Source organism: Kineococcus rubinsiae (assembly GCF_011839805.1).
In the GTDB taxonomy this organism is placed as follows: domain Bacteria; phylum Actinomycetota; class Actinomycetes; order Actinomycetales; family Kineococcaceae; genus Kineococcus; species Kineococcus rubinsiae.
On record NZ_VWPY01000031.1, the window covers coordinates 22,261 to 45,731 of the forward strand.

A 23,471-nucleotide genomic window follows, 5' to 3' on the forward strand; every position below is an offset into this window, starting at 1 on the left:
ACCGAGGACCGTGCTGTTCGTCGTGGTGCTCACGAGCCACTCTCCGTGTCGTGACGAGGACGTGGGTGGTCCTGGGGGTGGGCCAGCAGGGTCGGGGTCGGCTGGGTCGGGGTGGTGCCGGGTCTCGAGGCGCGCGGGGGCAGGGAGAGGCCCTCGGCGAGCAGGTCCGCAGCCAGGCGGGAGCCGAGCGCGACGGCACCGGCCTCGTCGGTCACGGGCGCGGAGACCTCGCGGCGCACGAGGCCGTCGAGGCCGCCGACGGCGACGAGGAGGGTGAGGACGCCGTCCGCGCTGGTGGCGTGGGCGCCGACGGGGGCGGAGCAGCCCGCCTCGAGGGCGCCGAGGACGCAGCGCTCGGCCGCGACCGCGAGCCGGTCGGCGGGCGACTCCAGGGCGGTGAGCGCGGCGCGGACCTCGGCGTCGCCCGAGCGGCACTCCACGGCCAGCGCGCCCTGGCCCGGTGCGGGCACGAAGCCCGCCGGGTCCAGCAGCTCGCTCGCCTCGCCGAGGCGGCCGATGCGGTTCAGCCCGGCGGCCGCGAGCACGACGCCGTCGAGGCGCCCGTCGCCGACCATCCGCAGCCGCGTGTCGATGTTGCCGCGGATCGCGACGACCTCGAGGTCGGGGCGCAGGTCCAGCAGCAGGGCCCGCCGGCGCGGCGAGCCCGTCCCGACGGTGGCCCCCTGCGGCAGCGCGGCCAGCGTGCGGCCGGCGGCCACGAGGACGTCGCGCGGGTCCTCGCGCTGCGGCACCGCACCGAGGACGAGGCCGTCGGCGGGCGCGGTCGGCAGGTCCTTCAGCGAGTGCACGGCGAGGTCGACGGTGCCCGCGAGCAGCGCCTCGCGCAGCGCGGAGACGAAGACGCCGGTGCCGCCGATGACGGCCAGCGGCTCCTTCGAGACGTCGCCGTGCGTGGTGATCTCGACGAGCTCGACCTCGTGGCCCTCGCGGCGCAGGGCGTCGGCGGCCCACTCGCTCTGGGTGGTGGCGAGCAGGCTCCTGCGCGTGCCCAGCCGCAGCGGCCTCACGGCAGCCTGCCCACGGCGTCGGCGACGGTCCCGGACAGCGGGGCCTCGCCCACGCGCGCCCCGCCGGCCACCTCGAGGTCGAACAGCGCGCGCAGCGCGGCCGCGTACCCGACGCCGCCGGGGGCCTCGGCGAGCTCCTTCACGCGCACGGTCGGCGTGTGCAGCAGCTTCTCCACGATGCGGTGCACCGTGCGGTCCACCTCGGCGCGCACCTGCGGCGACAGGTCCGCGCGCTGGTCGAGGCGGCGCATCTCGGTCTCCACGACGTGGCGCGCCTGCGTGCGCAGCGCCACGACGGTCGGCGCGACGTCGGCCGCGCGCAGCTGCGCGGCGTGGGCCGCGAGCTCCTCCGCGACGATCCCGCGCACGGCGCGCAGGTCGGAGGCGACGCCCGTTCCCGCGAGGTCCTGGCCCAGGCCCTCGAGGTCGACGAGGTGCGCCCCGGGCAGGGTCGCGACGTCCGGGTCGACGTCGCGCGGCAGCGCGAGGTCGGCGAGGAACAGGGGCCGCTGCGGGCGGGTCAGGAGGGCGCTGGCGACGACGGCCACGTCCAGGACGTGCCCGACGGCGCCCGTGCAGCTGAGCACGAGGTCCGCGTCGGCGACCTCGGCGCGCAGGGTGTCCAGGCCAACGGCCCGGCCGCCGATGGCCGCGGCCAGGCGCTGCGCGCGCTCCGGCGTCCGGTTGGCGACGACGACCTGCGCCGGGTTGAGCCGGGACAGCGTCGTGGCGACCAGGGCGCTCATCGCGCCGGCGCCGACCACGAGCACGTTGCGGCCCTCGACCCCGCCGAGCACGCCCTCGGCGCGCGCGACGGCCGCGTCGACCAGCGAGGCGCCCGCGGCGTCCAGCCCGGTCTCGGCGTGCGCGCGCTTGCCGACGCGCAGGGCGGCCTGCAGCAGCCGGTCGAGCTCACCGCCCGAGCCGTCGGTGCGGTGCAGGTCGTGCAGGGCGCCGCGCAGCTGGCCGAGGATCTGGCTCTCGCCCACGGCCATCGAGTCCAGCCCGCAGGCGACGCGGAAGAGGTGCTCGACGCCCGCGTCGTCGTAGTGGACGTAGAGCTGCTCGCCCAGGTCCTCCAGCGGCACGCCGATGCGGCGCGCGAGGGCGTCGCCGACGTCGGCGACGCCGCCGTGGAAGCGGTTCACCTCGCAGTAGAGCTCGACGCGGTTGCAGGTGGAGAGCACGAACGCCTCGTCGACGTGCGCCGACGCGGTCAGCTCGGCGACGGCGGCCGCCGCGGAGGCGGCGTCGAACGCGGCGCGCTCGAGGACCTCGAGGCCCGCGGTGCGGTGGGACAGGCCCACGACCATGAGCGTCACTCAGACCACCTCCCCGACCCGGACGTGCGCCTTGCGCTGGGCGTGGAAGGCGAGGATCTGCAGCTCCGAGGCGAGGTCGACCTTGCGGACGTCGACGTGCTCGGGCACGCGGATGACCGTGGGGGCGAAGTTCAGGACGCTCGTGACGCCGGCCGCGACGAGGCGGTCGCAGACGCCCTGGGCGACGGGGGCGGGCACGGTGAGCACGCCGATGGTCGCGCCGCCCTCGCGCACGCTCTCCTCCAGGTCGTCCAGGGGCCGCACGGGCATCCCGCTGACGACCTCGCCGACCACGGTCGGGTCGACGTCGAAGAGCCCGACGACGCTGAAGCCGCGGGAGGCGAAGCCGCCGTAGCCCGCGAGCGCGTGGCCGAGGTTGCCGATGCCGACGATCACGACGCGCCAGCTGGACGTCAGGCCGAGGCGGTCGGCGATGTGCTGGTGCAGCTCGCCGACCTCGTAGCCGACGCCGCGGGTGCCGTAGCTGCCGAGGTAGGAGAGGTCCTTGCGCAGCTTCGCCGAGCCGACGCCGGCGGCGTCCGCGAGCGCCTCGGAGGACACCGTGCGCAGCCCGGCCTCGGCCAGCGTGGACAGGGCACGCAGGTACTGGGGCAGCCGGGAGACGGTCGCCTCGGGCACGTCCGCGGGGCTCGTCACAGCGGATTCGTAGAGTTTGCGCCCGGAGCGCAGGCGCGCGCTTCCCACCACGTCGTCGTCCACTGCGGTCAGACCTGACACCCTCTTCGGAGCGGTACCTGCTTCGTGCGACGTCCAGCGTAAGCGCTTGTGAAGGCCCGCACAAAGTCGTCGGGGCCTCGCGTGACGAGGGTCTCCACCGAGGCCGTCACCTGCGGCGACGCCACCACCGGCGCCCCGCGAGGGCCGCGACCAGGCGCGCCTCGTCGAGGCGGCCGAAGTCGGTCTCGGCGCCGTCGACCAGGACGACGGGCACCCGGTCGGAGTAGCGGCGCAGCAGCTCCGGGTCCGCGTCGACGTCGACCTCGGTGAACCGCTCCCCCGCCTGCTCCACCGCGCGGCGCACGACCTCCCGGCCGTCGTCGCAGAGGTGGCAGCCCACCCGCGACACCAGCTGCACGCGTGCGACGCCGTCCGCCTGCTCCACCCGTTCCCCCCGATCCGCGGCCTATGGTGACCGCATGCCTCAGCCGGCCGAGGCCGCCTTCTTCGACCTGGACAACACCATGGTCCGCGGTGCCTCGTTGTACTACCTCGCCCGCGGGCTGCACGCCCGCCACTTCTTCTCCCGCCGGGAGCTGCAGCTGTTCGCGCGCCGCGCCCTGCACTTCGCGCTGCGCGGGGAGAACCTCGGCCACCTCGTGGAGGTGCGGGAGCTGGCGCTGGCGCTGGTGGCCGGGCACCGGACGGCGGACCTGCGGGCCATCGGCGAGGAGGTCTACGACGAGTACGTCGGCGCGAAGGTGCGCCCCGGCACGCAGGCGCTGGCCTCGCGGCACCTGGCCGCGGGCGTCCCGGTGTGGCTGGTGACGGCCGCGCCCGTGGAGCTCGCCGACGTCATCGCGCGGCGGCTGGGGCTGACCGGGGCGCTGGGCACCGTGGCGGAGAACGTCGACGGCACCTACACCGGGCGGCTCATCGGCGAGCCCCTGCACGGCGAGGCCAAGGCGCACGCGGTGCGCGAGCTCGCGGCCCGACTGGGCCTGGACCTGGCCCGCTGCGCGGCCTACTCCGACTCCGCCAACGACCTGCCGCTGCTGTCGATGGTCGGGCAGCCGGTGGCGATCAACCCCGACGCGACCCTGCGCCGGCACGCGAGCGCGCACGGCTGGCCCGTGCACGAGTTCCGGCACTGGCGCACCGCGGCCCGCTGGAGCCTGCGCCTGGGCACGGCCGGCCTCGCCGGCGTGGCGGTCGTCTCCGTCGCGGGACTGCTGCAACGACGCAGCGGGCGCCCCTGACTTCAGGGACGCCCGCTGCGCGGTAGCTGGTGTCAGCTCACTTCTTGTTGCGACGCTGGTGACGCGTGCGGCGAAGCAGCTTGCGGTGCTTCTTCTTCGCCATGCGCTTGCGACGCTTCTTGATGACAGAGCCCACGGGGGTCCTCGCTCACTTCGACTTCGACGGGTCTTCTCGCGTCATGCCGCGTGACGCGGCAAACCGCGGGGGAGTCTACGCGGTGTCGATGAACGACTGGCGCAGGTAGTCGTTGACCGCCCCCTCGGGGACGCGGAACGACCGCCCGACCCGGACCGCGGGGAGGTCCCCGTTGTGCACGAGCCGGTACACCGTCATCTTCGACACGCGCATCATCGACGCCACCTCGGCCACGGTCAGGAACCGCACGTCGGTCAGCGGGTGGTCATCAGGCATCCCCACAGCACCCTTCACGTCGCGCGCGCCAGGGCGCGTTGAGAACCCACTGTAGGGGCAGGAGTGACGACCTGGAAGATCTCTGCGACCACACACTCACCGAGAGTGACAGCACGCGGCGTCACCCGGGCTCGACGCTCAGTCGAAGTCGGGGTCCAGGCCGTGCAGGGGGAAGGCCGCCCGGCGGGTCGCGAGCACCGCGCGGTCCAGCGCCGACTCCGGGTCGTAGCCGGACTCCCAGCCCGTGTAGTCCGCCGTGCGGCCGTCCGTCATCAGGGGCGGCGCGGGGTGGCCCGTGAGCTCCGCCGCGTGCGCGAGCCACTCCTCCGGCACCGGGGTCGACGGGTCCAGGGGCCGGTGGGAGGCGATCGCGACCAGGTGCGCCCACGTGCGGGGCACGACGTCGACGACCTCGTAGCCGCCGCCGCCCAGCGCGAGCCAGCGCCCGCCCGTCGCCGCGTGCGCGAGCTCGTGCATCGACTCCGACGCCCGGCGCTGGGCGTCCACGGAGACGGTGAGGTGGCCCAGCGGGTCCAGGTCGTGGGTGTCGCAGCCGTGCTGCGTGACCAGCACGTCGGGGGCGAAGGAGGTCACGAGCTGGGGCACGACGGCGTGCAGCGCCCGCAGCCAGCCCGCGTCCCCGAGCCCGGCGGGCAGGGCGAGGTTCACGGCACCGCCCAGGGCGTGCGGGCCGCCCAGCTCGTCCGCGTACCCCGTGCCGGGGAAGAGCGTGGTGCCGGACTCGTGGACGCTGATCGTCAGCACCCGCGGGTCGTCCCAGAAGGCCGCCTCGGTCCCGTCGCCGTGGTGGACGTCCAGGTCGACGTAGGCGATCCGCTCGGCCCCCGCGTCGAGCATGGCCCGCATGGCCACGGCCGCGTCGTTGTAGACGCAGAAGCCGCTCGCGCAGCCGGGCTTGGCGTGGTGCATCCCGCCGCAGAAGTTGACGCCGTGCGGCACCTCGCCGGCCAGCACCGCGCGAGCCAGGTCGACCGAGCCGCCCACGATGCGCGCCGCGGCGTCGTGCATCCCGGGGAACGCGGGGTCGTCCTCGGTGCCCAGCCCGTAGTCCGCGCGCGCCGTCCGGGGGTCCGCCGACGCGGCCCGCACGGCCCGCACGTAGGCCTCCTCGTGCACGGTCTGCAGCAGCGCGTCGTCCGCGGGCTGCGCGGAGACCACCGAGAGGCCCGGCACGTCGAACAGGCCCAGCTGGTCGCAGAGGCGGGCCGTGAGGTCCAGGCGGATCGGGGCCATGGGGTGCCAGCGCCCGAAGTCGTACTGGTTGAAGACCGGGTCCCAGACGACGCGGACCTGCTCGCCGGTGCCGGCGGCCGGGGTGGCGGGGGTGGGGCTCACGTCAGCTGCCCGACAGCTGCCGGGAGCGGGTCCAGGCGGCCTCGACGGCGGAGACCATCGCGGCCCGCACGCCCGACTCGTCGAGCTGGCGCAGGGCCGCGGCCGTCGTCCCGGCCGGTGAGGTGACCTGCTCGCGCAGGACGGTGGGGTGCTGGCCCGTCTCGCGCAGCATGGCGCCCGCGCCGACGACGGTCTGGACGACGAGCTCGGTGGCCGTGGCGCGGGGCAGCCCCAGCAGGACGCCCGCCTCGACCATGGCCTCCACGACGTAGAACACGTACGCGGGCCCCGACCCCGACAGGGCCGTGACGGCGTCGAGGTGCTTCTCGGCGAGCACCGCGGTGCGCCCGCACGAGCGCAGCAGCTGCTCCGCGAGCGCCAGGTCCTCCTCGCTGCACGAGCTGCCGGGCGCCAGGCCCGCCATGCCCTCGTCCACGAGGGAGGGGGTGTTCGGCATGACCCGCACGACGGCCGTGCCGGGGCGCAGCCGCGCCTCGCAGAACGCCGTCGTGATGCCCGCCGCGAGCGAGACCACGAGCGCGTCCGGCGCCAGGTGGCCCGCCAGGGAGTCGAGCAGGTCGCCCATGTCCTGCGGCTTCACGGCCAGCACGACGGTGGCGGCCGCGGCGGTCTCGGTCACGTCGTCGACGACCCGGACCCCGAAGCGCTCGTGCAGCTCCTCACCGCGCCCCGAGCGGCGGTCGACGACCACGACGCTGCCCGGGTCGCGCCCCGCGCGCAGCAGCCCGCCGAGCAGCGTCTGCCCCATCACCCCGGCCCCCACCAGCGCGAGCGTCTCGCTCACGCGGCGCCGCCCGGCACGTCGGCCATGGCGAGGTGGGTGCGGGCGAAGGCGAGGGCGGCGGCCAGCTCGGCCTCGCGCTCGGAGCGGCCGCGGGCCTTGCGGGTGTTGACCTCCATCACGACGTTGCCGTCGAAGCCCGAGCGGGCCAGGTGCTGCAGGACCTCGGCGCAGGGCTGCGAGCCCTCGCCCGGCACCAGGTGCTCGTCCTTGATGGAGCCCGACCCGTCGCACAGGTGCAGGTGCGCGAGGCGGTCGCCGAAGGCCTGCGCCAGGGCGAGCGCGTCCATCCCCGACGTCGCGGCGTGGGAGATGTCCAGCGTCAGGTGCTCGTAGTCGTGGTCGGTCGGGTCCCAGCCCGGCGCGTAGGCCACGACCTCCCGGCCGCGCGCCCGCCACGGGAACATGTTCTCCACGGCCAGGACCACGCCCGTGCGCCGCTCGAGCTCCCGGATGCCGTCCACGAAGCCGGAGGCGTAGTCGCGCTGCCAGCGGAACGGCGGGTGCACGACCACGGTGCTCGCGCCCAGGCCGGCCGCGAGCTCGCACGACTTCTCGACCTTGCCCCACGGGTCACCGCGGCCCCAGATGCGCTGCGTCAGCAGCAGGGTCGGGGCGTGGATGGAGAGCACGGGCAGCCCGTAGTGCTCGACGAGGCGCTGGATGGCGACGCCGTCCTGGCTGACCGGGTCGGTCCACACCATGACCTCGAGCCCGTCGTAGCCCAGACGGGAGGCGATCTCGAAGGCCGCCGTCGTGGACTCGGGGTAGGAGCACGAGGTCGAGAGGCCTACCGGGATGGATCCCATGGCCCCCACGCTAGACCGCGCTCGGCGCGCCGGGCGCCCCGGCGCTCGCCACCGGCGCGGCGATGGCGTCGAAGCGGCGCAGGATGATCCCCTCGCGCAGCGCCCACGGGCAGACCACGGCCTCCGCGACGCCCAGCAGGTCGAGGGTGGCCTCGGCCACGAGCGCCCCCGCGAGCAGCTGCGGCGCGCGCTCCTCGCTGACCCCGGGCAGCCGGTGGCGCCCCGCCAGGTCCATCTCCGCGAGCCGCGGCACCCACGGGGTCAGCTCGTCCAGGCGCAGCCGGGGCCCGGCGGCGGGGGCCGCAGCCCCCGTGACGCGGGCCAGGGTGCGCAGCGTCTTGCTGGTGGCCACCACGAGGTCGGGGGTGCCCGCGCGCGTCACCTCGCGCACGCAGCTCGCGACCTGGCGGCGCACGTAGCGGCGCGTCTCGCGCACGTCCTCCGGGCTCGGCGGGTCCCCGCGCAGCCGGTCGCGCGTGAGCCGGCCCGCACCCAGGGGCAGGGAGACCGCGGTGTCGGGGACCTCGTCGAGCCCGGCGGCGATCTCCAGCGAGCCGCCGCCGATGTCGAGGACGAGCAGCCGGCCCGCGGACCAGCCGAACCAGCGGCGGACGGCGAGGAAGGTCAGGTCGGCCTCGGCGGAGCCCGGCAGCACCTGCAGCCGCACGCCCGTCTCGGCCGCGACGTGGTCCAGGACGGCGTCGCCGTTGGCCGCCTCGCGCACGGCGGACGTCGCGAAGGCCAGCAGCTCCTCGGCCCCGGCGTCCTCGGCCGCGTGCGCCGCCGCGGCGACGGCCGAGGTCAGCGCCGCGACCCCCGCGTCGTCGATCGCCCCGTCGGCGTCCAGGTGCTCGGCCAGGCGCAGCAGGCGCTTGGTCGAGCTCGCCGGGAGCGGACGGGCGCCGGGGTGGGCGTCGACCACGAGGAGGTGGACCGTGTTGGAGCCCACGTCGAGAACGCCCAGCCGCATGCCGCGACCGTAGTGGACGACCTACCGTGGTCCGGGTGAGCGTCGAGACACCCCTGGACGGCCCGCGGCTGTGGGTCGAGTTCCCCGATCCCGAGGACGGCGGCGACGCCCCCGACACGGTCTACCGCTGCGACCTGACGTGGCTGACCTCGGACTGGTCGTGCATCTTCGGCAACGGCTGTCCCGGCATCTACGAGGACTCCGTCAACGTGGGCTGCTGCAGCCTGGGCGCGCACTTCACCGAGCCCGCGGACGAGAAGCGGGTCCGGGCGGCGGTCAAGCGGCTGACCCCCGAGACGTGGCAGCACTTCGAGACGGGCCGCAAGGCCAACGGCGGCTGGACCGAGGTCGAGGACGGCGCGCGCAAGACCCGCGTCGTCGACGGCGGCTGCATCTTCGCCAACCGGCAGGGCTTCGCGGGCGGGGCGGGCTGCGCCCTGCACGTCCTGGCGGTCACCGAGGGCGTGGACCCGCTCACGCTGAAGCCCGACGTGTGCTGGCAGCTGCCCCTCAAGCGCAGCTACCGCACCGTGACCCGCGGCGACGGCACCACCTACCTCGAGGTGAGCATCGCCGAGTACGACCGCCGCGGCTGGGGCGAGGGCGGCCACGACCTCGACTGGTACTGCACGGGCAACCCCGCGGCCCACGTCGGCACCCGCCCGGTCTTCCGCAGCATGGAGGCGGAGCTGCGGGAGCTGATCGGGGACGCGCCCTACGCCGAGCTGGCCCGGCACTGCGACTCGCTCGTGGCCCGCTCGGCGGGCGCGTCGGCGCACCGCCGGCTGCTGCCGCTGACCGTGCACCCCGCGGACCGCTCGCGCGCGTGAGGAGGCCCGCGTGAAGGGGGTCGTCCCGAGCCCGAACGTGTGGCACTCCCCCGGCGTGTACGAGCTGGAGAACCTCGCCGTGGACCGGCCGCAGCAGCTCGAGGCGGCCATGCGGGCCGTGCACGACTGGGCCGGCGCGGACGTCCTGGACGTGGGCTGCGGCACGGGCTTCCACCTGCCCCGCTTCGCCGCGAGCGCCGCGACGGTGACGGGCGTCGAGCCGCACCCGCCGCTGGTGGAGCTGGCGCGCCGGCGCACCGCGGGGCTCGAGCGGGTCCGGGTGCTGGCGGGCTCCGCCGAGGAGCTGCCGCTGCCGGACGCGAGCGTCGACGTCGTGCACGCCCGGTGGGCCTACTTCTTCGGCCCGGGCTGCGAACCGGGGCTCGCGGAGCTGGACCGCGTGCTGCGGCCCGGGGGGACGGCCTTCGTCATCGACAACGACGCCTCCCGCTCGACGTTCGGCGCCTGGTTCCGCCGCTCCCTGCCCTCGTGGGACCAGCGCGCCGTCGACCGGTTCTTCGCGCGCCGCGGGTGGGAGCAGCAGCGGCTCACGGTGAGCTGGGAGTTCGACACCCGCGCGGACCTCGAGGCGGTCGTGGGCATCGAGTTCGCGCCGCGGCTGGCGGCGGAGCTGCTGGCGGAGCACGCCGGGACCTCGGTCGACTACGCGGTGGTGCTGCGATCGCGCACGCGAGCGTGGATGATGGGGTCATGAGCCACGCGCACACGAGCACCGCCCCGACGGACGGCCAGCGGGCGCTGGCCCCCATGCGCAAGCTGCAGCCGACCCGGGGCGTCGTCGTCGCGCTCGGCGTCTGGGTCGTGGGCCTCGTGCTCGCCGGGATCGTGCCGCTGGTGCTGCTGGGCGCGAACCCCTACGAGGCCGCGAGCACGTCGCGCATCGTCGTCGGGCTGGCCTTCACGCTCGCCGGCTGCCTGGTCATGGTGTTCTCCGCGTACCTGCTCTACCGCAAGACCGGCAGCATCGGCGCCGCGATCCTCGCCTTCGTGCCCAGCTTCACCCTGGCCACGCTCGGCATGCTGATGACGACCATGAAGGTCCTCTACGGCACCTGAGACGCCCCGCCCGGCGTGAGAGGGCTTGTCGGACGCCGCGTCTAGCGTGACGACCATGCCCTCGAAGAGCACGACCCGCACCGTCCGCCCCGCCTACGCGTGCGCGGAGTGCGGCTGGCAGACGGCCAAGTGGGCCGGCCGCTGCGGCGAGTGCCAGGCCTGGGGGACGATCGCCGAGCTCGGCTCCCCCGTGGTGCGCACCACGGTCCCCGCGCAGGTCCGCGAGCCCGCCCGCCCCATCGCCGAGGTGGACGTCGAGGCCGCGCGCGCCACGCCCACCGGCGTCGAGGAGTTCGACCGCGTCCTCGGCGGTGGGCTCGTGCCCGGGGCCGTCGTCCTCATGGCGGGCGAGCCCGGCGTCGGCAAGTCCACCCTCCTGCTCGACGCGGCCTCGCGCGTGGCCTCCAGCGGGCGCACCGTCCTCTACGTCACCGCCGAGGAGTCCGCGGCGCAGGTGCGCCTGCGGGCCGAGCGCATCGGGGCGCTGCGGCCCCGGCTCCTGCTGACCTCGGAGACCGACCTCGCCACCGTGCTCGGCCACGTCGAGCACTCCGCCCCCGACCTGCTCGTCGTCGACTCGGTGCAGACCGTCGCCTCGGGTGCTGTGGAGGGCGCGGCGGGCGGCGTCACGCAGGTGCGGGAGGTCGCGGGCGCGCTCATCGCCGCCGCCAAGCGCCGCGGGATGTCGACGCTGCTCGTCGGGCACGTCACCAAGGACGGCTCGATCGCCGGCCCCCGCACGCTGGAGCACCTCGTCGACGTCGTGTGCCAGTTCGAGGGCGAGCGGCACTCCCGGCTGCGGCTGCTGCGCGCGGTGAAGAACCGCTACGGCCCGACCGACGAGGTGGGCTGCTTCGACCTGTCCGAGGACGGGATCGCGGGGCTGCCCGACCCGAGCATGCTGTTCGTCTCCGCGACGCCCGAGCGGGTGCCCGGTACCTGCATCACCGTGACGCTGGAGGGCCGCCGCCCGCTGCTCGCGGAGCTGCAGGCGCTCGTCGCGAGCGAACCCGCCCCCGGCAGCGCGCGGCGCGTGACGAGCGGGCTGGAGAGCAGCCGGATCGCCATGGTCCTCGCCGTCCTGCAGCGCCGCCTCGGCCTGAAGATCGCCGACAAGGACACCTACGTCGCCACCGTCGGCGGCGTGAAGCTCACCGAACCCTCCGTCGACCTGGCGGTGGCCCTGGCCGTGGCCAGCGCGAGCCTCGACGAACCCCTGCCGGCGGGTTTCGTGGCCTTCGGCGAGGTGGGGCTCGCCGGGGAGGTCCGCAGCGTCTCCGGTGTCCCCCGGCGGTTGTCGGAGGCCGCGCGCCTCGGGTTCACCGCGGCCGTGGTCCCCACGGGATCGGTGCCCCCGGGCAAGGCGCCGGCCGGGATCCGCGTCCACGAGGCCGCGACGCTCGCGGACGCCGTGCGCCACGCCCGGCTGGTCCGCTGAGACGCGCACCGGCGGCGCACGGCTAGACTGCGCCGCGACAGGGAGCACCAGAGATCCGATCGGCCGTGAGCGGCCCTCGTCCGCGAGGAGGGCACGGTGGCGACCGCAGACCGCACGCCCGACGACCTGCTCCGGGCCACCCTCGCGGTGCTGGCCCCGGGCACAGAACTCCGTGACGGGCTGGAGCGCATCCTCCGGGGCCGCACCGGCGCCCTGATCGTGCTGGGTTTCGACCGCACCGTCGACGCCCTGTCCACCGGCGGTTTCAGCCTCGACGTGACGTTCTCCGCGACGCGCCTGCGCGAGCTCGCGAAGATGGACGGCGCGATCGTCCTGGACCGCGACGTCTCCCGGATCCTGCGCGCGGCCGTCCAGCTCGTGCCCGACTCCTCGATCGAGACGTCCGAGTCCGGGACCCGCCACCGCACCGCCGAGCGCGTCGCGAAGCAGACCGGCTACCCCGTCATCTCCGTGTCGCAGTCCATGCGCATCGTCGCCGTCTACCTCGGAGCGCGGCGCTACGTGCTCGAGGGTTCCGACGCGATCCTCGGCCGCGCGAACCAGGCCCTCGCGACGCTGGAGCGCTACCGCGCCCGCCTCGACGAGGTCACCGGGACGCTGTCGGCGCTGGAGATCGAGGACCTCGTCACGGTCCGCGACGTCTGCTCGGTCGTGCAGCGCATCGAGATGGTCCGCCGCATCGCCGACGAGATCTCCGGCTACGTCGTCGAGCTCGGCGTCGACGGCCGGCTGCTGTCCCTGCAGCTGGACGAGCTCATCGGCGGCGTCGGCCCCGACCGCGAGCTCGTCGTTCGCGACTACTTCGAGTCGACCCGCCACGAGGGCCCGCTCGACGTGGTGCTGGAGGACCTGGCCGAGGTGGACTCCACCGACCTCGTCGACCTCACGCAGGTCGCCCGGGTGCTGGGGTTCAGCGTCGGCGGGGACTCCCTGGACTCCGCGGTCAGCCCCAAGGGCTTCCGCCTGCTCAACCGCATCCCGCGCCTGCCCGGCGCGATCGTCGAGCGCCTCGTCGACCAGTTCGGCGACCTGCAGAAGCTGCTGGCCGCGAGCATCGACGACCTGATGACCGTCGACGGCGTCGGCGAGCAGCGCGCCCGCGCCGTGCGCGAGGGCCTCTCGCGCCTGGCCGAGTCGAGCATCCTCGAGCGCTACGTCTGACGGCTCACCCCGTCAGCGAGAAGCTCACCGGCGTCAGCGGCACGTCGTTCCACGTCCCGGTGAGCGTGTAGACGCCCTCCTCGACCGCGGGCAGGCCCGTGGGGCAGCCGGGGGCGGAGCGCTCGCGGCTCCACTTCTGCGTCATGACGGTCGTGTCGGAGTCGTCGCCCTGCTCCTGGTCCTTCGCGAGCAGCCCGACGGTCGTCGCGGCCGTGGACGGGGCGCAGTCGGCCGAGGAGTACACCTGCGCGCCCGAGGCGTCCCGGACGACGAACGTCCGGGTGCCGGCGCCCACGCGCGTCTCGCAGCCGGCCCCGGCGGTGTTCTGCACGATGACCTTCAGCTGCGGGTTCGCGTTGGGGCCGTAGACCGGCACGTCGGTGGCGGCCGTGACGGACAGCTGCGCGGGTGAGCAGGCGACCGACGTGCTGGGCGTGGCCGTCGCCGCCCCCGTCTGGGTGCTGGTGCTGGGGCTGGGGGTCGCGGGGGCCGAGCTGGGCGGGGGCGTACCCGTGACCGTGGGCGAGACGGCCGCGGGGTCGATGACGCCCTGCCCCTTCGGCTGCGCGTCCGCGTCGGAGCCCAGGCTGCGCACGAGCACGGTGATCGCGACCACGAGGGCGATCAGCACGAGGACCACCACGAGGCGGCGTCGCCAGTAGGTCGTGCGGCGCTCGGGCCCGACGGGGTGCAACATGCTGCTCACGCGGCGAACCGTAGGGGGCCGGGCGCCTGCGGTGGGGGAAGGCGCGCCGCGCGGCTCGGTTGCGCCGCAAGGGATCACAGCGTGCGACCATCGGGCGTGCTCGACGCCGTCCTCGACTGGTACTCCGCGAACGCCCGGGACCTGCCGTGGCGGGATCCGGAGTGCTCGCCGTGGGGCGTCCTCGTCAGCGAGGTGATGCTCCAGCAGACGCCCGTGGTCCGCGTCCTGCCCGCCTGGGCGGCGTGGATGGAACGCTGGCCGACGCCGCCCGACCTCGCCGCGGACGCCCCGGGCGAGGCCGTGCGGGCCTGGGGACGGCTCGGCTACCCGCGGCGCGCCCTGCGCCTGCACGCCGCCGCCGCGGCCATCACCGCCGAGCACGACGGCCGCGTGCCCTCCGAGCACGCCGACCTGCTGGCGCTGCCCGGCGTGGGCGCGTACACCGCGGCTGCGGTCGCGGCCTTCGCCTTCCGGGCCCGGCACGCCGTCGTGGACACCAACGTCCGCCGGGTGCACGCGCGCGCCGTGACGGGCGCGGCCGAGCCCGCCCCGGCCCTGACCAGCGCCGAGACCCGCCTCGCGGTCGACCTGCTGCCCGCCGACCCGGAGACGTCCGCCCGCTGGGGCGTCGCCGTCATGGAGCTCGGGGCGCTGGTCTGCACGGCGCGGGCCCCGAGGTGCCCGCAGTGCCCGCTGCTCGACGAGTGCGCGTGGGTGCTCGCGGGCCGTCCGGCGCACGAGGGCCCGGCCCGGCGCGGTCAGGCCTGGGCGGGCACCGACCGGCAGGTCCGCGGGCGGCTGCTCGCGGTGCTGCGGGAGGCGCCCGGCCCCGTGGGGGCGGACGACCTCGCGGCGGCGTGGACGAGCGACGACGCGCAGCGCGAGCGCTGCCTGGCGGGGCTCGTCACCGACGGCCTGGTCGAGCCGCTCCCCGACGGCCGCTTCGCCCTGCCGGGCACCTGACCCCTCCGTGATCATGCAGGGAATACCTGCATGATCACGGAGGGGTCAGTCGTCGGTGCTGCGGCGCAGGCGCTTGACGTCGCCGCGGGCCCGCTTGCCCTCCAGCCGCCGCCGCTGCGAACCGCGCGTGGGGCGCGTCGGCCGGCGCTTCGGCGGGTCGGGCGCGACGGCCGCCGCGAGCAGCTCGGTCAGCCGCTGCGCCGCGGCGGCCCGGTTGCGCAGCTGCGCGCGGTGCTCGGAGGCCACGACGGTGACGACCCCGTCGACGAGGCGCCCCGCGAGCCGCTCCAGCGCCCGCTCGCGCAGGTCCTCGGGCAGGGCGGGCGAGCGGGCGACGTCGAAGGACAGCTCGACGCGCGAGTCCGTCGTGTTCACGCCCTGCCCGCCCGGCCCGCTCGCCCGGGAGAACCGCTCGTGCAGCTCCGCCGCCGGGACGGTGACCCGGCGGTTCACGACCAGGTCACCCTCCACTAGGCGACGGTGCTGAGCAGCAGCACCCCGAGGAGCCCGACGACGGAGATGACGGTCTCCATGACCGACCAGCTCTTCAGCGTCTGCCCGACCGTGAGGCCGAAGAACTGCTTGACCAGCCAGAAGCCCACGTCGTTGACGTGGGAGAAGAACAGCGAGCCGGCGCCGATGGCGAGCGCGAGCAGCGCGAGGTGGTTGGCGGACAGGTCCCCCGCCAGCGGCGCGACGATGCCGGCCGCGGTGATGGTGGCCACCGTCGCCGAGCCGGTGGCGACGCGGATGAGGACCGCGACGAGCCAGCCCAGGATCAGCGGCGACAGGCTGAGCGCCGCGGCCTGCTGGCCGACGAGCTCACCGACCTTCGCGTCCACGAGGACCTGCTTGAACCCGCCGCCCGCCGCGATGATCAGCAGCGTCGAGGCGATGGGCGGCAGCGAGGCGTCGATCGTGGAACCGATGCGGTGCCGGTCCATGCCGACGCCGAGGCCCAGCAGCAGGATGGCCGCGATGGCGCCCAGGAGCAGCGCCACCAGCGGCGTGCCGAGCGCGAAGAGCAGGTCGTGGACCGCGTTGCCCTTGGAGGAGACGATCTCCGCCACGGCCCGGGCCAGCATCAGCACGACGGGCAGCAGCACGACGGCCAGCGTCGCCGCGAGGCTGGGGCGGCGGGTGCCCTCCTCGGCGCCGCCGAGGTCCCCGCCCGAGGTGGGCAGGTGGCTGGCGTCCTGCGGCCCGAAGCGGGAGACCAGCGGGGCCAGCAGCGGGCCGGCGATGATGACCGTGGGGATGGCCAGCAGCAGGCCGAAGCCCAGGGTGCGCCCCAGGTCGGCGTTGAGCTGGGCGATGGCGACCAGCGGCCCCGGGTGCGGCGGCACGAAGCCGTGCAGCACCGAGAGCCCGGCCAGCGCGGGGATGCCGAGCGCGAGCACCGGGCGCCCCGTGCGCTTGGCGACCAGCAGGACGATCGGGACGATGAGGACGAGGCCGATCTCGAAGAACAGGGGCAGCCCGACCAGGGCCGCCGCACCGGCGAGCGCCCACGGCAGCCCCCGGCCCGGGACCTTGGCCACGATGCGGTCGACGATCTCGCTGGCTCCCCCGCTGTCGGCGAGGAAGCGGCCGAGCACCGCACCCAGCGCGACGAGGATGCCGACGTCGGCGAAGGTCTTGCCCGCACCGCCGGCCGTGCCGTCGGCGTCGCCGAGACCGATGGAGAACGACGCGACGATGTCCTGCACCGAGAGGCCGGCGACCAGGCCGAGCACGGCGGAGCCGAGCAGCAGGGCGATGAACGGGTTGAGCTTGGCCCACGAGACCGTGACGACGACGACGACGATGCCGAGCACCGCGGCGACGACGAGGCGGGTGTCGTGACCTGACCAGGCGGCGGCCTGCACGGCCGCGGCGACGGTTGACTGCATGGGCGGGGTCTCCTCAGACGTAGCGCTGCAGGCTGCGGAGCACCTCGGCGAGCACGGCGTCCTCGCCCCCCTCGACGGGGACGACGAAGCCTCGCTCGTCGGGCTGCAGGGGCTGGAGGGTGTCGAGCTGGCTGCGCAGCAGGGAGGCGGGCATGTAGTGGTTCTCCCGGTGCGCCATCCTGTCGGCCAGGACCGCGGCGGGCACCTCGAGCTCGCAGAAGACGACCGACGGGTGGCCGTCGGAGAGCAGGTCGCGGTAGCTGCGCTTGAGCGCGGAGCAGGTGACGACCACGCTCTCGCCCAGCTTCTCGCGGTCGCCGATCCAGGAGGCGATGTCGCGCAGCCAGGGCCAGCGGTCGTCGTCGTCCAGGGGGTGCCCCGAGCGCATCTTCTCGACGTTGGCGGGCGGGTGGAAGTCGTCGCCCTCGGAGTACTTCCAGCCCAGGGCCTCGGCGGCCCCGGTGGCGACGGTCGTCTTGCCGCTGCCCGAGACGCCCATGACGATCACGGTCGTGGTGGGGGGGTTGCTCACGCGGGGTCCTCCTGCTGGCCGGCCGCGGGGACGACCCGCAGCATCCGGGCGTTGCCCAGGGTGTTGGGTTTGACGCGAGCCAGGTCGAGGAACTCCGCGACCCCCTCGTCGTGGGAGCGCAGCATCTCGGCGTAGACCTCGGGCGCCACGGGGGTGCCCTCGATCTCCACGAAGCCGTGGGCCGCGAAGAACCGCGTCTCGAAGGTGAGGCAGAACAGCCGGGTGACGCCGAGGTCGTCGGCGCGCTGCAGCAGGGCGTCCAGCAGCCGGTGCCCGACGCCGGTGCCGCGCAGCCGCGGGTCCACGGCGAGGGTGCGGACCTCGGCGAGGTCCTCCCACAGCACGTGCACGGCCCCGCAGCCGACGACCTCGCCGTCGACCTCGGCCACGACGAACTCCTGCACGGCCTCGTAGAGGGTGATCGTCTCCTTGGCGAGCAGGATCCGCTCCTGCGCGTAGGACTCGACGAGCCGCCGCATCGCCGGGACGTCGGGCGTGCGGGCGGGGCGCACCGTCACGACGGTCCCGGCGGTGCTCACAGCGGTGATCCTCCCAGACACGCGCAGAGGCCCGGTACCCCCCGCGGGGGGTACCGGGCCTCGGCGGTCCGATCAGGTCACGTCACTCGGGGTCGGCTGCCCCGCTGGCGTCCACCGGCACGGTGACGGGCAGGTCCTCCTTGAGGGTGCCCTCGAAGGTGAACTTCTGCTCCACGCCCTCGCCCTCGGTGTCGACGAGGACGATCTGGCCGGGGCGCAGCTCGCCGAAGAGGATCTTCTCCGAGAGGACGTCCTCGACGTCGCGCTGGATGGTCCGGCGCAGCGGCCGGGCCCCCATCACGGGGTCGTAGCCCTTGGTGGCCAGGAGGATCTTGGCCGAGGGGCTCAGCTCGATCCCCATGTCCTTGTCCTTCAGGCGATCGTCGAGCTTCGCCAGCATGAGGTCGACGATCTGGATGATCTCGTCCTGCGACAGCTGGGGGAAGACGACGATGTCGTCGACGCGGTTGAGGAACTCGGGGCGGAAGTGCTGCTTGAGCTCCTCGTTGACCTTGGCCTTCATCCGGTCGTAGTTCGTCTGCGTCCCGCCCGAGGCGGCGAAGCCGGTCGCGACACCCTTGGAGATGTCCCGGGTGCCCAGGTTCGTCGTCATGATGATCACGGTGTTCTTGAAGTCCACCGAGCGGCCCTGGGAGTCGGTCAGGCGACCGTCCTCCAGGATCTGCAGGAGCGAGTTGAAGATGTCCGGGTGGGCCTTCTCGACCTCGTCGAAGAGGACCACGGAGAACGGCTTGCGGCGCACCTTCTCGGTGAGCTGCCCGCCCTCCTCGTAGCCCACGTAGCCGGGGGGCGAGCCGAAGAGCCGGGAGACGGTGTGCTTCTCCGAGAACTCGCTCATGTCGAGCTGGATGAGCGCGTCCTCCTCACCGAAGAGGAACTCGGCTAGGGCCTTGGCCAGCTCGGTCTTCCCGACGCCGGTGGGGCCGGCGAAGATGAACGACCCACCGGGGCGCTTGGGGTCCTTCAGCCCGGCGCGGGTGCGCCGGATGGCCTGGGACAGCGCACGGATCGCGTCGTTCTGACCGACGATCCGCAGGTGGAGCTCGTCCTCCATCTTGAGCAGGCGGGTGGACTCCTCCTCGGTCAGCTTGAAGACCGGGATGCCCGTCGCGGTGGCGAGGACCTCGGCGATCAGGTTCTCGTCGACCTCGGCGATGACGTCCATGTCGCCGGACTTCCACTGCTTCTCGCGCTCGCCCTTCTGCGCCAGGAGCTTCTTCTCCTTGTCGCGCAGCGACGCGGCCTTCTCGAAGTCCTGCGCGTCGATCGCGCTCTCCTTCTCGCGGCGGACGTCGGCGATGCGCTCGTCGAACTCGCGCAGGTCCGGCGGTGCGGTCATGCGGCGGATGCGCAGTCGCGCGCCCGCCTCGTCGATCAGGTCGATCGCCTTGTCGGGCAGGTAGCGGTCGTTGACGTAGCGGTCGGCCAGCGTGGCCGCCGCGACGAGCGCCGCGTCGGTGATCGAGACGCGGTGGTGCGCCTCGTACCGGTCGCGCAGGCCCTTGAGGATCTCGATGGCGTGGGCGAGGTTGGGCTCCGGGACCTGGATGGGCTGGAAGCGCCGCTCCAGGGCCGGGTCCTTCTCGATGTGCTTGCGGAACTCGTCGAGGGTCGTCGCCCCGATGGTCTGCAGCTCACCGCGCGCCAGCATCGGCTTGAGGATGGAGGCGGCGTCGATCGCGCCCTCGGCCGCACCGGCCCCGACGAGCGTGTGGATCTCGTCGATGAACAGGATGATGTCGCCGCGGGTGCGGATCTCCTTGAGGACCTTGCGCAGGCGCTCCTCGAAGTCACCGCGGTAGCGGCTGCCGGCCACGAGCGCGCCGAGGTCGAGGGTGTAGATCTGCTTGTCCTTGAGCGTCTCCGGCACCTCGCCGCGCACGACGCTCTGGGCCAGGCCCTCGACGACGGCGGTCTTGCCGACGCCGGGCTCGCCGATGAGGATCGGGTTGTTCTTCGTGCGGCGCGACAGCACCTGCATGACGCGCTCGATCTGCGGGTCGCGACCGATGACCGGGTCGAGCTTGCCCTCGCGGGCGGCCTGGGTCAGGTTGCGGCCGAACTGGTCGAGGACCAGGGAGCCGGACGGGGTGCCCTCCTGCGGGCCGCCGGCCGCCGCGGGCTCCTTGCCCTGGTAGCCCGACAGCAGCTGGATGACCTGCTGGCGCACCCGGTTGAGGTCGGCTCCGAGCTTCACGAGGACCTGGGCGGCGACGCCCTCGCCCTCGCGGATGAGGCCGAGCAGGATGTGCTCGGTCCCGATGTAGTTGTGCCCCAGCTGCAGCGCTTCGCGCAGCGAGAGCTCGAGGACCTTCTTGGCCCGCGGGGTGAAGGGGATGTGACCCGACGGGGCCTGCTGGCCCTGCCCGATGATCTCCTGGACCTGCTCGCGGACGGCGTCCAGCGAGATGCCCAGCGACTCGAGGGCCTTCGCGGCGACGCCTTCGCCCTCGTGGATCAGGCCGAGCAGGATGTGCTCGGTCCCGATGTAGTTGTGGTTGAGCATCCGGGCCTCTTCTTGGGCCAGGACGACGACCCGTCGGGCGCGGTCGGTGAACCTCTCGAACATGCGGCGCTCCTCGCGGGTGGTCGGGTCCAGGGGGCTGTCCCCCAGCGGACCACTCCGATGCTAGACCCGGGCACTGCCAGTCTCGCTCCCATCGGCTGTCACCGCGAGGTCGTGAGCTGTTCGTGTCCGGTCGTGGGTACCAACCTGCGCCCCGCAGGGGGTGTTCCGCCATCCACGTTCGCTGGTGGCGTACTGCGGGAGGGGGTGTGCTGCGGCTATCCTCACGCCACGTGAGGGTGCCGGGGGGCGCCGTCGCGGGAGGATGCCGGGAGCACCGACCTGTAGGGGGGAACGTGGCGCCTGAGACACGCGCGGCCGGGAGCACGCAGGACGGGGAGCCACAGGGCCCGCCGGACGCGCCCATCGGCCTGCTCGCGCAGCTGCGGGAGGACGTCCGGCGCAACGACGGCCTCCTGCGGCCGGGGACCCAGGCCGTCGTCGCCTACCGCCTGGGCGCCTGGTCGCGGACGTCCGCGCCGCCGTGGGCCCGCACGGTGACCCGCAAGCTGACGACGCTCGCCCACGTCCTGGTCCGCAACGCCTACGGCATCGAGCTGCCGCCCACGGCGGAGCTCGGGCGCCGCGTGAAGGTCGCCCACCAGTCCGGCATCGTCATCCACCCCCACAGCCGCATCGGCGACGACTGCACGCTGCGCCAGGGCGTCACGCTCGGCGCGGCCATCGCCGACGGCGAGCGCTTCGCCGCCCAGGCCCCCGTCCTCGGTCGCGGCGTGTCCGTCGGCGCGGGTGCGGTCGTCGTGGGCGCCGTGACGATCGGCGACGGCGCGGTGCTCGGCCCGAACGTCGTGGTCCTCACCAACGTCGGGGCCGGCAGCCGCGTCCTCGCCCCGCCGCCGCGCACCGTGGGCCTGCCCGCGGCCGTCCTCGCCCGGCAGGAGGGCGAGCGGTGAGCGCGGAGCAGGCCCGCGGCGCCACCTGGGACACCGCGGCCCCGCCGGAGCTGCTGCGCCGGGCCGGCGAGCTCGCGGAGCAGGACCCGGCGGCCGCGGTGCGCCTGCTGGGCGCCCTGACCGGCGCGACGACCGAGCTGCCGCCCTGGCTGGCCGGCGCGCGCCTCGTCGCCGGCCTGCCCGCCGGCTCCTGGGCGCGGCGCACCGTGCGCCTGGCCGTGCTGGGCAGCCACACCACGGGCCACCTCGTGCCCCTGCTGCGGCTCGCGGCCGCGGCCCACGGCATCGCCCTGGACCTCTACGAGGCGCCGTACGGGCAGTACCAGCTGGAGGTGCTGGACCCGCAGTCGCCGCTGCACGCCTTCCGCCCGGAGGTCGTGCTGCTGGCCGTCGACCAGCGCGAGGCCCGCTTCCCGGCGCACTCCGCGACGCCCGCGCAGGACCTCGAGGCCGAGGCCGCGCGCTGGCGCTCGCTGTGGTCGGCCCTGCGCGACGACCTCGGCGCGCTCGTCCTGCAGACCACCTTCGTGCCCCCCGTCGACGACGAGTTCGGCAGCTTCGCCGTCGCGCTGCCCGGCGCCCGCCGCCGGCAGCTGCGCGCCCTGAACCTCGCCCTGGGCGACGACCTGCCCCCCGGCGTGCACCTCGTCGACGCCGAGGCCGTCGCGGCCACGGCCGGCGCCCGCACCTACGCCGACGAGCGGTACTGGTTCCTGTCCAAGCACGCCGTCGGCCTCGGCGCCCTGCCCCTGCTGGCGCGCGCCGTGACCCAGGTGCTCGCCGCGGCCGTCGGCCTGCAGCGCAAGGTCGTCGTCTGCGACCTCGACGGGACCCTGTGGGGCGGGGTCGTCGGCGAGGACGGCGTCGGGGGCGTGCTCGTGGGCGACGGCCCCGCGGGTGAGGCGTTCCAGGCCTTCCAGGAGCACCTGCGGCGCCTGCAGCAGCGCGGGGTCCTGCTGGCCGTCGTGTCCAAGAACAACGACGCCGACGCCCGCGCGCCCTTCGAGCAGCGGCCCGAGATGCGGCTCGGGCTGGAGCACTTCGCGGCCTTCCTGGCCACGTGGGAGCCCAAGGCCGACCAGATCGCCCGGCTCGCCGGGGAGCTCGGCCTCGGCCTGGACTCCTTCGTCTTCGTCGACGACAACCCCGTCGAGCGCGAGCAGGTCCGGCGGGCCCTGCCCGAGGTCGGCGTCGTCGCGCTGCCCGCCGACCCCGCGGGCTTCGTCCGGGCCCTCGCGGAGTTCCCCGGCATGGAGACGGCCTCGCTGACCGAGGAGGACGCCCGGCGCACCTCCTCCTACCGGGCCCGGGCCGAGGTGGCCCGCGCCCGCGACGGGGCCGGCTCCCGCGAGGAGTTCCTCGCCGGCCTGGAGATGGTGCTGACGGTCGAGCCGGTCGGGGAGGACAACCTGCGCCGGGTCGTCCAGCTCATCGGCAAGACCAACCAGTTCAACCTGACCACACGCCGCCACACCGAGGCCGCGGTCCGCGAGCTCGCGGCCCGCCCCGGCGCGGTCGCCCAGGCCCTGCGCCTGCGCGACGCCCACGCCGACCACGGGCTGATCGGCGTGCTCCTCGCGGTGCCGGAGGAGTCCGACCTCGTCGTCGACACCTGGCTGATGTCCTGCCGCGTGCTCGGCCGGGGCCTCGAGGGCCCGGCCCTGGCGGGGCTGCTCGAGGCCGCGCGCCGCGACGGCCGGCGCCGCCTCGTGGGCGTCCACGTCCCCAGCGGGCGCAACGAGCCCGCGGCGCGCGCCTTCGCCGACGCGGGCTTCGTCCCGGACGGCGCGGCGGACGCCGACGGCAGCACCCGGTGGGTGCACCAGGTCTCCGGCGACCCGCTGCCGGGGCCGCCCGTGCTCATCGACCTGACCCCGGTGGTCGACCTGACCGCCGGCGCACCCCGCCCCCGATCCCTGGAGGACCCGTGCCCCACGACGTCGACGACCGCCTGACCCGCGTCTTCCGCGAGGTGCTGGCCGACCCCGGCCTCGAGCTGCACGACGACCTGACCGCGGAGTCGGTGCCCGCGTGGGACTCCCTCGCGCACGTCGGGCTCATGTTCAGCATCGAGTCCGAGTTCGGCATCGTCTTCAGCGACACGGAGATGTCGGGCTTCGGCACCGTCGGGGAGCTGCGCCGGGCCGTGGAGCGCAAGGTCTCCTGACGGCCCGC

At 74.7% G+C, this 23,471-nt stretch carries 26 protein-coding genes; 10 read left to right on the forward strand and 16 right to left on the reverse strand.

All coding sequences use genetic code 11. The features are described from left to right. Window positions 1–29: 29 nt before the first annotated feature. The 4 genes from hemC to F1544_RS14810 form a co-directional block, all read right to left on the reverse strand. Window positions 30–1,028: a hydroxymethylbilane synthase gene (hemC, locus tag F1544_RS14795; RefSeq protein ID WP_167586694.1), complete on the reverse strand. Its 999-nt coding sequence runs from the start codon at window positions 1,026–1,028 to the stop codon at window positions 30–32. Further along, on the reverse strand, window positions 1,025–2,341 hold the full coding sequence (locus F1544_RS14800) for a glutamyl-tRNA reductase (protein ID WP_208971931.1): 1,317 nt from the start codon (window positions 2,339–2,341) through the stop codon (window positions 1,025–1,027). Before F1544_RS14800 ends, hemC begins: the two co-directional genes overlap by 4 nt. 9 nt (window positions 2,342–2,350) lie before the next feature. Next, window positions 2,351–3,040 (reverse strand): redox-sensing transcriptional repressor Rex, encoded by a 690-nt coding sequence (locus F1544_RS14805; RefSeq protein WP_208971932.1) that lies wholly within the window; start codon window positions 3,038–3,040, stop codon window positions 2,351–2,353. A 154-nt stretch (window positions 3,041–3,194) separates the two neighbouring features. Beyond that, a complete protein-coding gene (locus tag F1544_RS14810; RefSeq protein WP_167586699.1) occupies window positions 3,195–3,473 on the reverse strand; it encodes a glutaredoxin family protein in 279 nt (92 codons plus the stop codon). Window positions 3,474–3,507: 34 nt separating this feature from the next. Here F1544_RS14810 and F1544_RS14815 point away from each other — a divergent pair, with 34 nt between their 5' ends. Further along, window positions 3,508–4,287: an HAD family hydrolase gene (locus F1544_RS14815; RefSeq protein ID WP_167586701.1), complete on the forward strand. Its 780-nt coding sequence runs from the start codon at window positions 3,508–3,510 to the stop codon at window positions 4,285–4,287. A 37-nt stretch (window positions 4,288–4,324) separates the two neighbouring features. Here F1544_RS14815 and F1544_RS14820 read toward each other — a convergent pair whose 3' ends face one another. The 6 genes from F1544_RS14820 to F1544_RS14845 form a co-directional block, all read right to left on the reverse strand. Further along, entirely contained in the window at window positions 4,325–4,423 is a 99-nt protein-coding gene (locus F1544_RS14820) for a 30S ribosomal protein bS22 (RefSeq protein ID WP_012085056.1), read from the reverse strand. Between the two features lie 75 nt (window positions 4,424–4,498). Further along, window positions 4,499–4,699 carry a helix-turn-helix domain-containing protein gene (locus tag F1544_RS14825; RefSeq protein ID WP_167586703.1) on the reverse strand — a complete coding sequence of 67 codons (201 nt, stop codon included), beginning with the start codon at window positions 4,697–4,699 and terminating at the stop codon, window positions 4,499–4,501. Between the two features lie 138 nt (window positions 4,700–4,837). Beyond that, a complete protein-coding gene (locus F1544_RS14830; RefSeq protein ID WP_167586757.1) occupies window positions 4,838–5,953 on the reverse strand; it encodes an acetoin utilization protein AcuC in 1,116 nt (371 codons plus the stop codon). Between the two features lie 103 nt (window positions 5,954–6,056). Then, on the reverse strand, window positions 6,057–6,860 hold the full coding sequence (gene proC, locus F1544_RS14835) for a pyrroline-5-carboxylate reductase (RefSeq protein ID WP_167586705.1): 804 nt from the start codon (window positions 6,858–6,860) through the stop codon (window positions 6,057–6,059). Next, window positions 6,857–7,666 carry a sugar phosphate isomerase/epimerase family protein gene (locus F1544_RS14840; protein WP_167586707.1) on the reverse strand — a complete coding sequence of 270 codons (810 nt, stop codon included), beginning with the start codon at window positions 7,664–7,666 and terminating at the stop codon, window positions 6,857–6,859. The genes proC and F1544_RS14840 overlap by 4 nt, the downstream gene beginning before the upstream one ends. A 10-nt stretch (window positions 7,667–7,676) precedes the next feature. Then, window positions 7,677–8,636: a Ppx/GppA family phosphatase gene (locus tag F1544_RS14845; protein WP_167586709.1), complete on the reverse strand. Its 960-nt coding sequence runs from the start codon at window positions 8,634–8,636 to the stop codon at window positions 7,677–7,679. Between the two features lie 35 nt (window positions 8,637–8,671). Between F1544_RS14845 and F1544_RS14850 the strand changes: the two genes are divergently transcribed. The 5 genes from F1544_RS14850 (at window position 8,672) to disA (ending at window position 13,163) form a co-directional block, all read left to right on the forward strand. Next, a complete protein-coding gene (locus F1544_RS14850; protein WP_167586711.1) occupies window positions 8,672–9,466 on the forward strand; it encodes a DUF3109 family protein in 795 nt (264 codons plus the stop codon). Between the two features lie 10 nt (window positions 9,467–9,476). After that, the gene (locus F1544_RS14855; RefSeq protein WP_167586713.1) at window positions 9,477–10,181 is read left to right on the forward strand and encodes a class I SAM-dependent methyltransferase; all 705 of its coding nucleotides are present in this window, start codon (window positions 9,477–9,479) and stop codon (window positions 10,179–10,181) included. Then, window positions 10,178–10,543 carry a hypothetical protein gene (locus F1544_RS14860; RefSeq protein ID WP_167586715.1) on the forward strand — a complete coding sequence of 122 codons (366 nt, stop codon included), beginning with the start codon at window positions 10,178–10,180 and terminating at the stop codon, window positions 10,541–10,543. The genes F1544_RS14855 and F1544_RS14860 overlap by 4 nt, the downstream gene beginning before the upstream one ends. A gap of 55 nt (window positions 10,544–10,598) precedes the next feature. Further along, entirely contained in the window at window positions 10,599–11,981 is a 1,383-nt protein-coding gene (gene radA / locus F1544_RS14865; RefSeq protein WP_167586717.1) for a DNA repair protein RadA, read from the forward strand. Between the two features lie 96 nt (window positions 11,982–12,077). Then, the gene (gene disA, locus F1544_RS14870) at window positions 12,078–13,163 is read left to right on the forward strand and encodes a DNA integrity scanning diadenylate cyclase DisA (protein ID WP_167586719.1); all 1,086 of its coding nucleotides are present in this window, start codon (window positions 12,078–12,080) and stop codon (window positions 13,161–13,163) included. A gap of 4 nt (window positions 13,164–13,167) precedes the next feature. On the opposite strand, the gene F1544_RS14875 is transcribed toward disA, so the two are convergent. Continuing rightward, window positions 13,168–13,869 (reverse strand): hypothetical protein, encoded by a 702-nt coding sequence (locus tag F1544_RS14875; RefSeq protein WP_167586721.1) that lies wholly within the window; start codon window positions 13,867–13,869, stop codon window positions 13,168–13,170. Between the two features lie 96 nt (window positions 13,870–13,965). Here F1544_RS14875 and F1544_RS14880 point away from each other — a divergent pair, with 96 nt between their 5' ends. Continuing rightward, complete coding sequence (locus F1544_RS14880; RefSeq protein WP_308470101.1) at window positions 13,966–14,832, forward strand: HhH-GPD family protein; 867 nt, start codon at window positions 13,966–13,968, stop codon at window positions 14,830–14,832. A 45-nt stretch (window positions 14,833–14,877) separates the two neighbouring features. On the opposite strand, the gene arfB is transcribed toward F1544_RS14880, so the two are convergent. The 5 genes from arfB to F1544_RS14905 form a co-directional block, all read right to left on the reverse strand. Continuing rightward, window positions 14,878–15,303 (reverse strand): alternative ribosome rescue aminoacyl-tRNA hydrolase ArfB, encoded by a 426-nt coding sequence (arfB, locus tag F1544_RS14885; RefSeq protein ID WP_167586723.1) that lies wholly within the window; start codon window positions 15,301–15,303, stop codon window positions 14,878–14,880. Beyond that, the gene (locus tag F1544_RS14890; protein WP_167586725.1) at window positions 15,303–16,724 is read right to left on the reverse strand and encodes a GntT/GntP/DsdX family permease; all 1,422 of its coding nucleotides are present in this window, start codon (window positions 16,722–16,724) and stop codon (window positions 15,303–15,305) included. Before F1544_RS14890 ends, arfB begins: the two co-directional genes overlap by 1 nt. 13 nt (window positions 16,725–16,737) lie before the next feature. Continuing rightward, the gene (locus F1544_RS14895; protein ID WP_308470102.1) at window positions 16,738–17,256 is read right to left on the reverse strand and encodes a gluconokinase; all 519 of its coding nucleotides are present in this window, start codon (window positions 17,254–17,256) and stop codon (window positions 16,738–16,740) included. After that, entirely contained in the window at window positions 17,253–17,804 is a 552-nt protein-coding gene (locus F1544_RS14900) for an amino-acid N-acetyltransferase (protein ID WP_373368086.1), read from the reverse strand. Before F1544_RS14900 ends, F1544_RS14895 begins: the two co-directional genes overlap by 4 nt. A 73-nt stretch (window positions 17,805–17,877) precedes the next feature. Beyond that, a complete protein-coding gene (locus tag F1544_RS14905; protein ID WP_167586727.1) occupies window positions 17,878–20,385 on the reverse strand; it encodes an ATP-dependent Clp protease ATP-binding subunit in 2,508 nt (835 codons plus the stop codon). Between the two features lie 293 nt (window positions 20,386–20,678). Between F1544_RS14905 and F1544_RS26445 the strand changes: the two genes are divergently transcribed. Genes F1544_RS26445 through F1544_RS14920 form a run of 3 tightly spaced genes read left to right on the forward strand, consistent with a single transcriptional unit; the run spans window position 20,679 to window position 23,463 of the window. Further along, on the forward strand, window positions 20,679–21,296 hold the full coding sequence (locus F1544_RS26445) for a serine O-acetyltransferase (protein WP_208971923.1): 618 nt from the start codon (window positions 20,679–20,681) through the stop codon (window positions 21,294–21,296). Further along, on the forward strand, window positions 21,293–23,251 hold the full coding sequence (locus F1544_RS26450) for an HAD-IIIC family phosphatase (protein ID WP_167586729.1): 1,959 nt from the start codon (window positions 21,293–21,295) through the stop codon (window positions 23,249–23,251). Before F1544_RS26445 ends, F1544_RS26450 begins: the two co-directional genes overlap by 4 nt. Continuing rightward, on the forward strand, window positions 23,224–23,463 hold the full coding sequence (locus F1544_RS14920; RefSeq protein ID WP_167586731.1) for an acyl carrier protein: 240 nt from the start codon (window positions 23,224–23,226) through the stop codon (window positions 23,461–23,463). Before F1544_RS26450 ends, F1544_RS14920 begins: the two co-directional genes overlap by 28 nt. The last annotated feature ends 8 nt before the right edge of the window (window positions 23,464–23,471 follow it).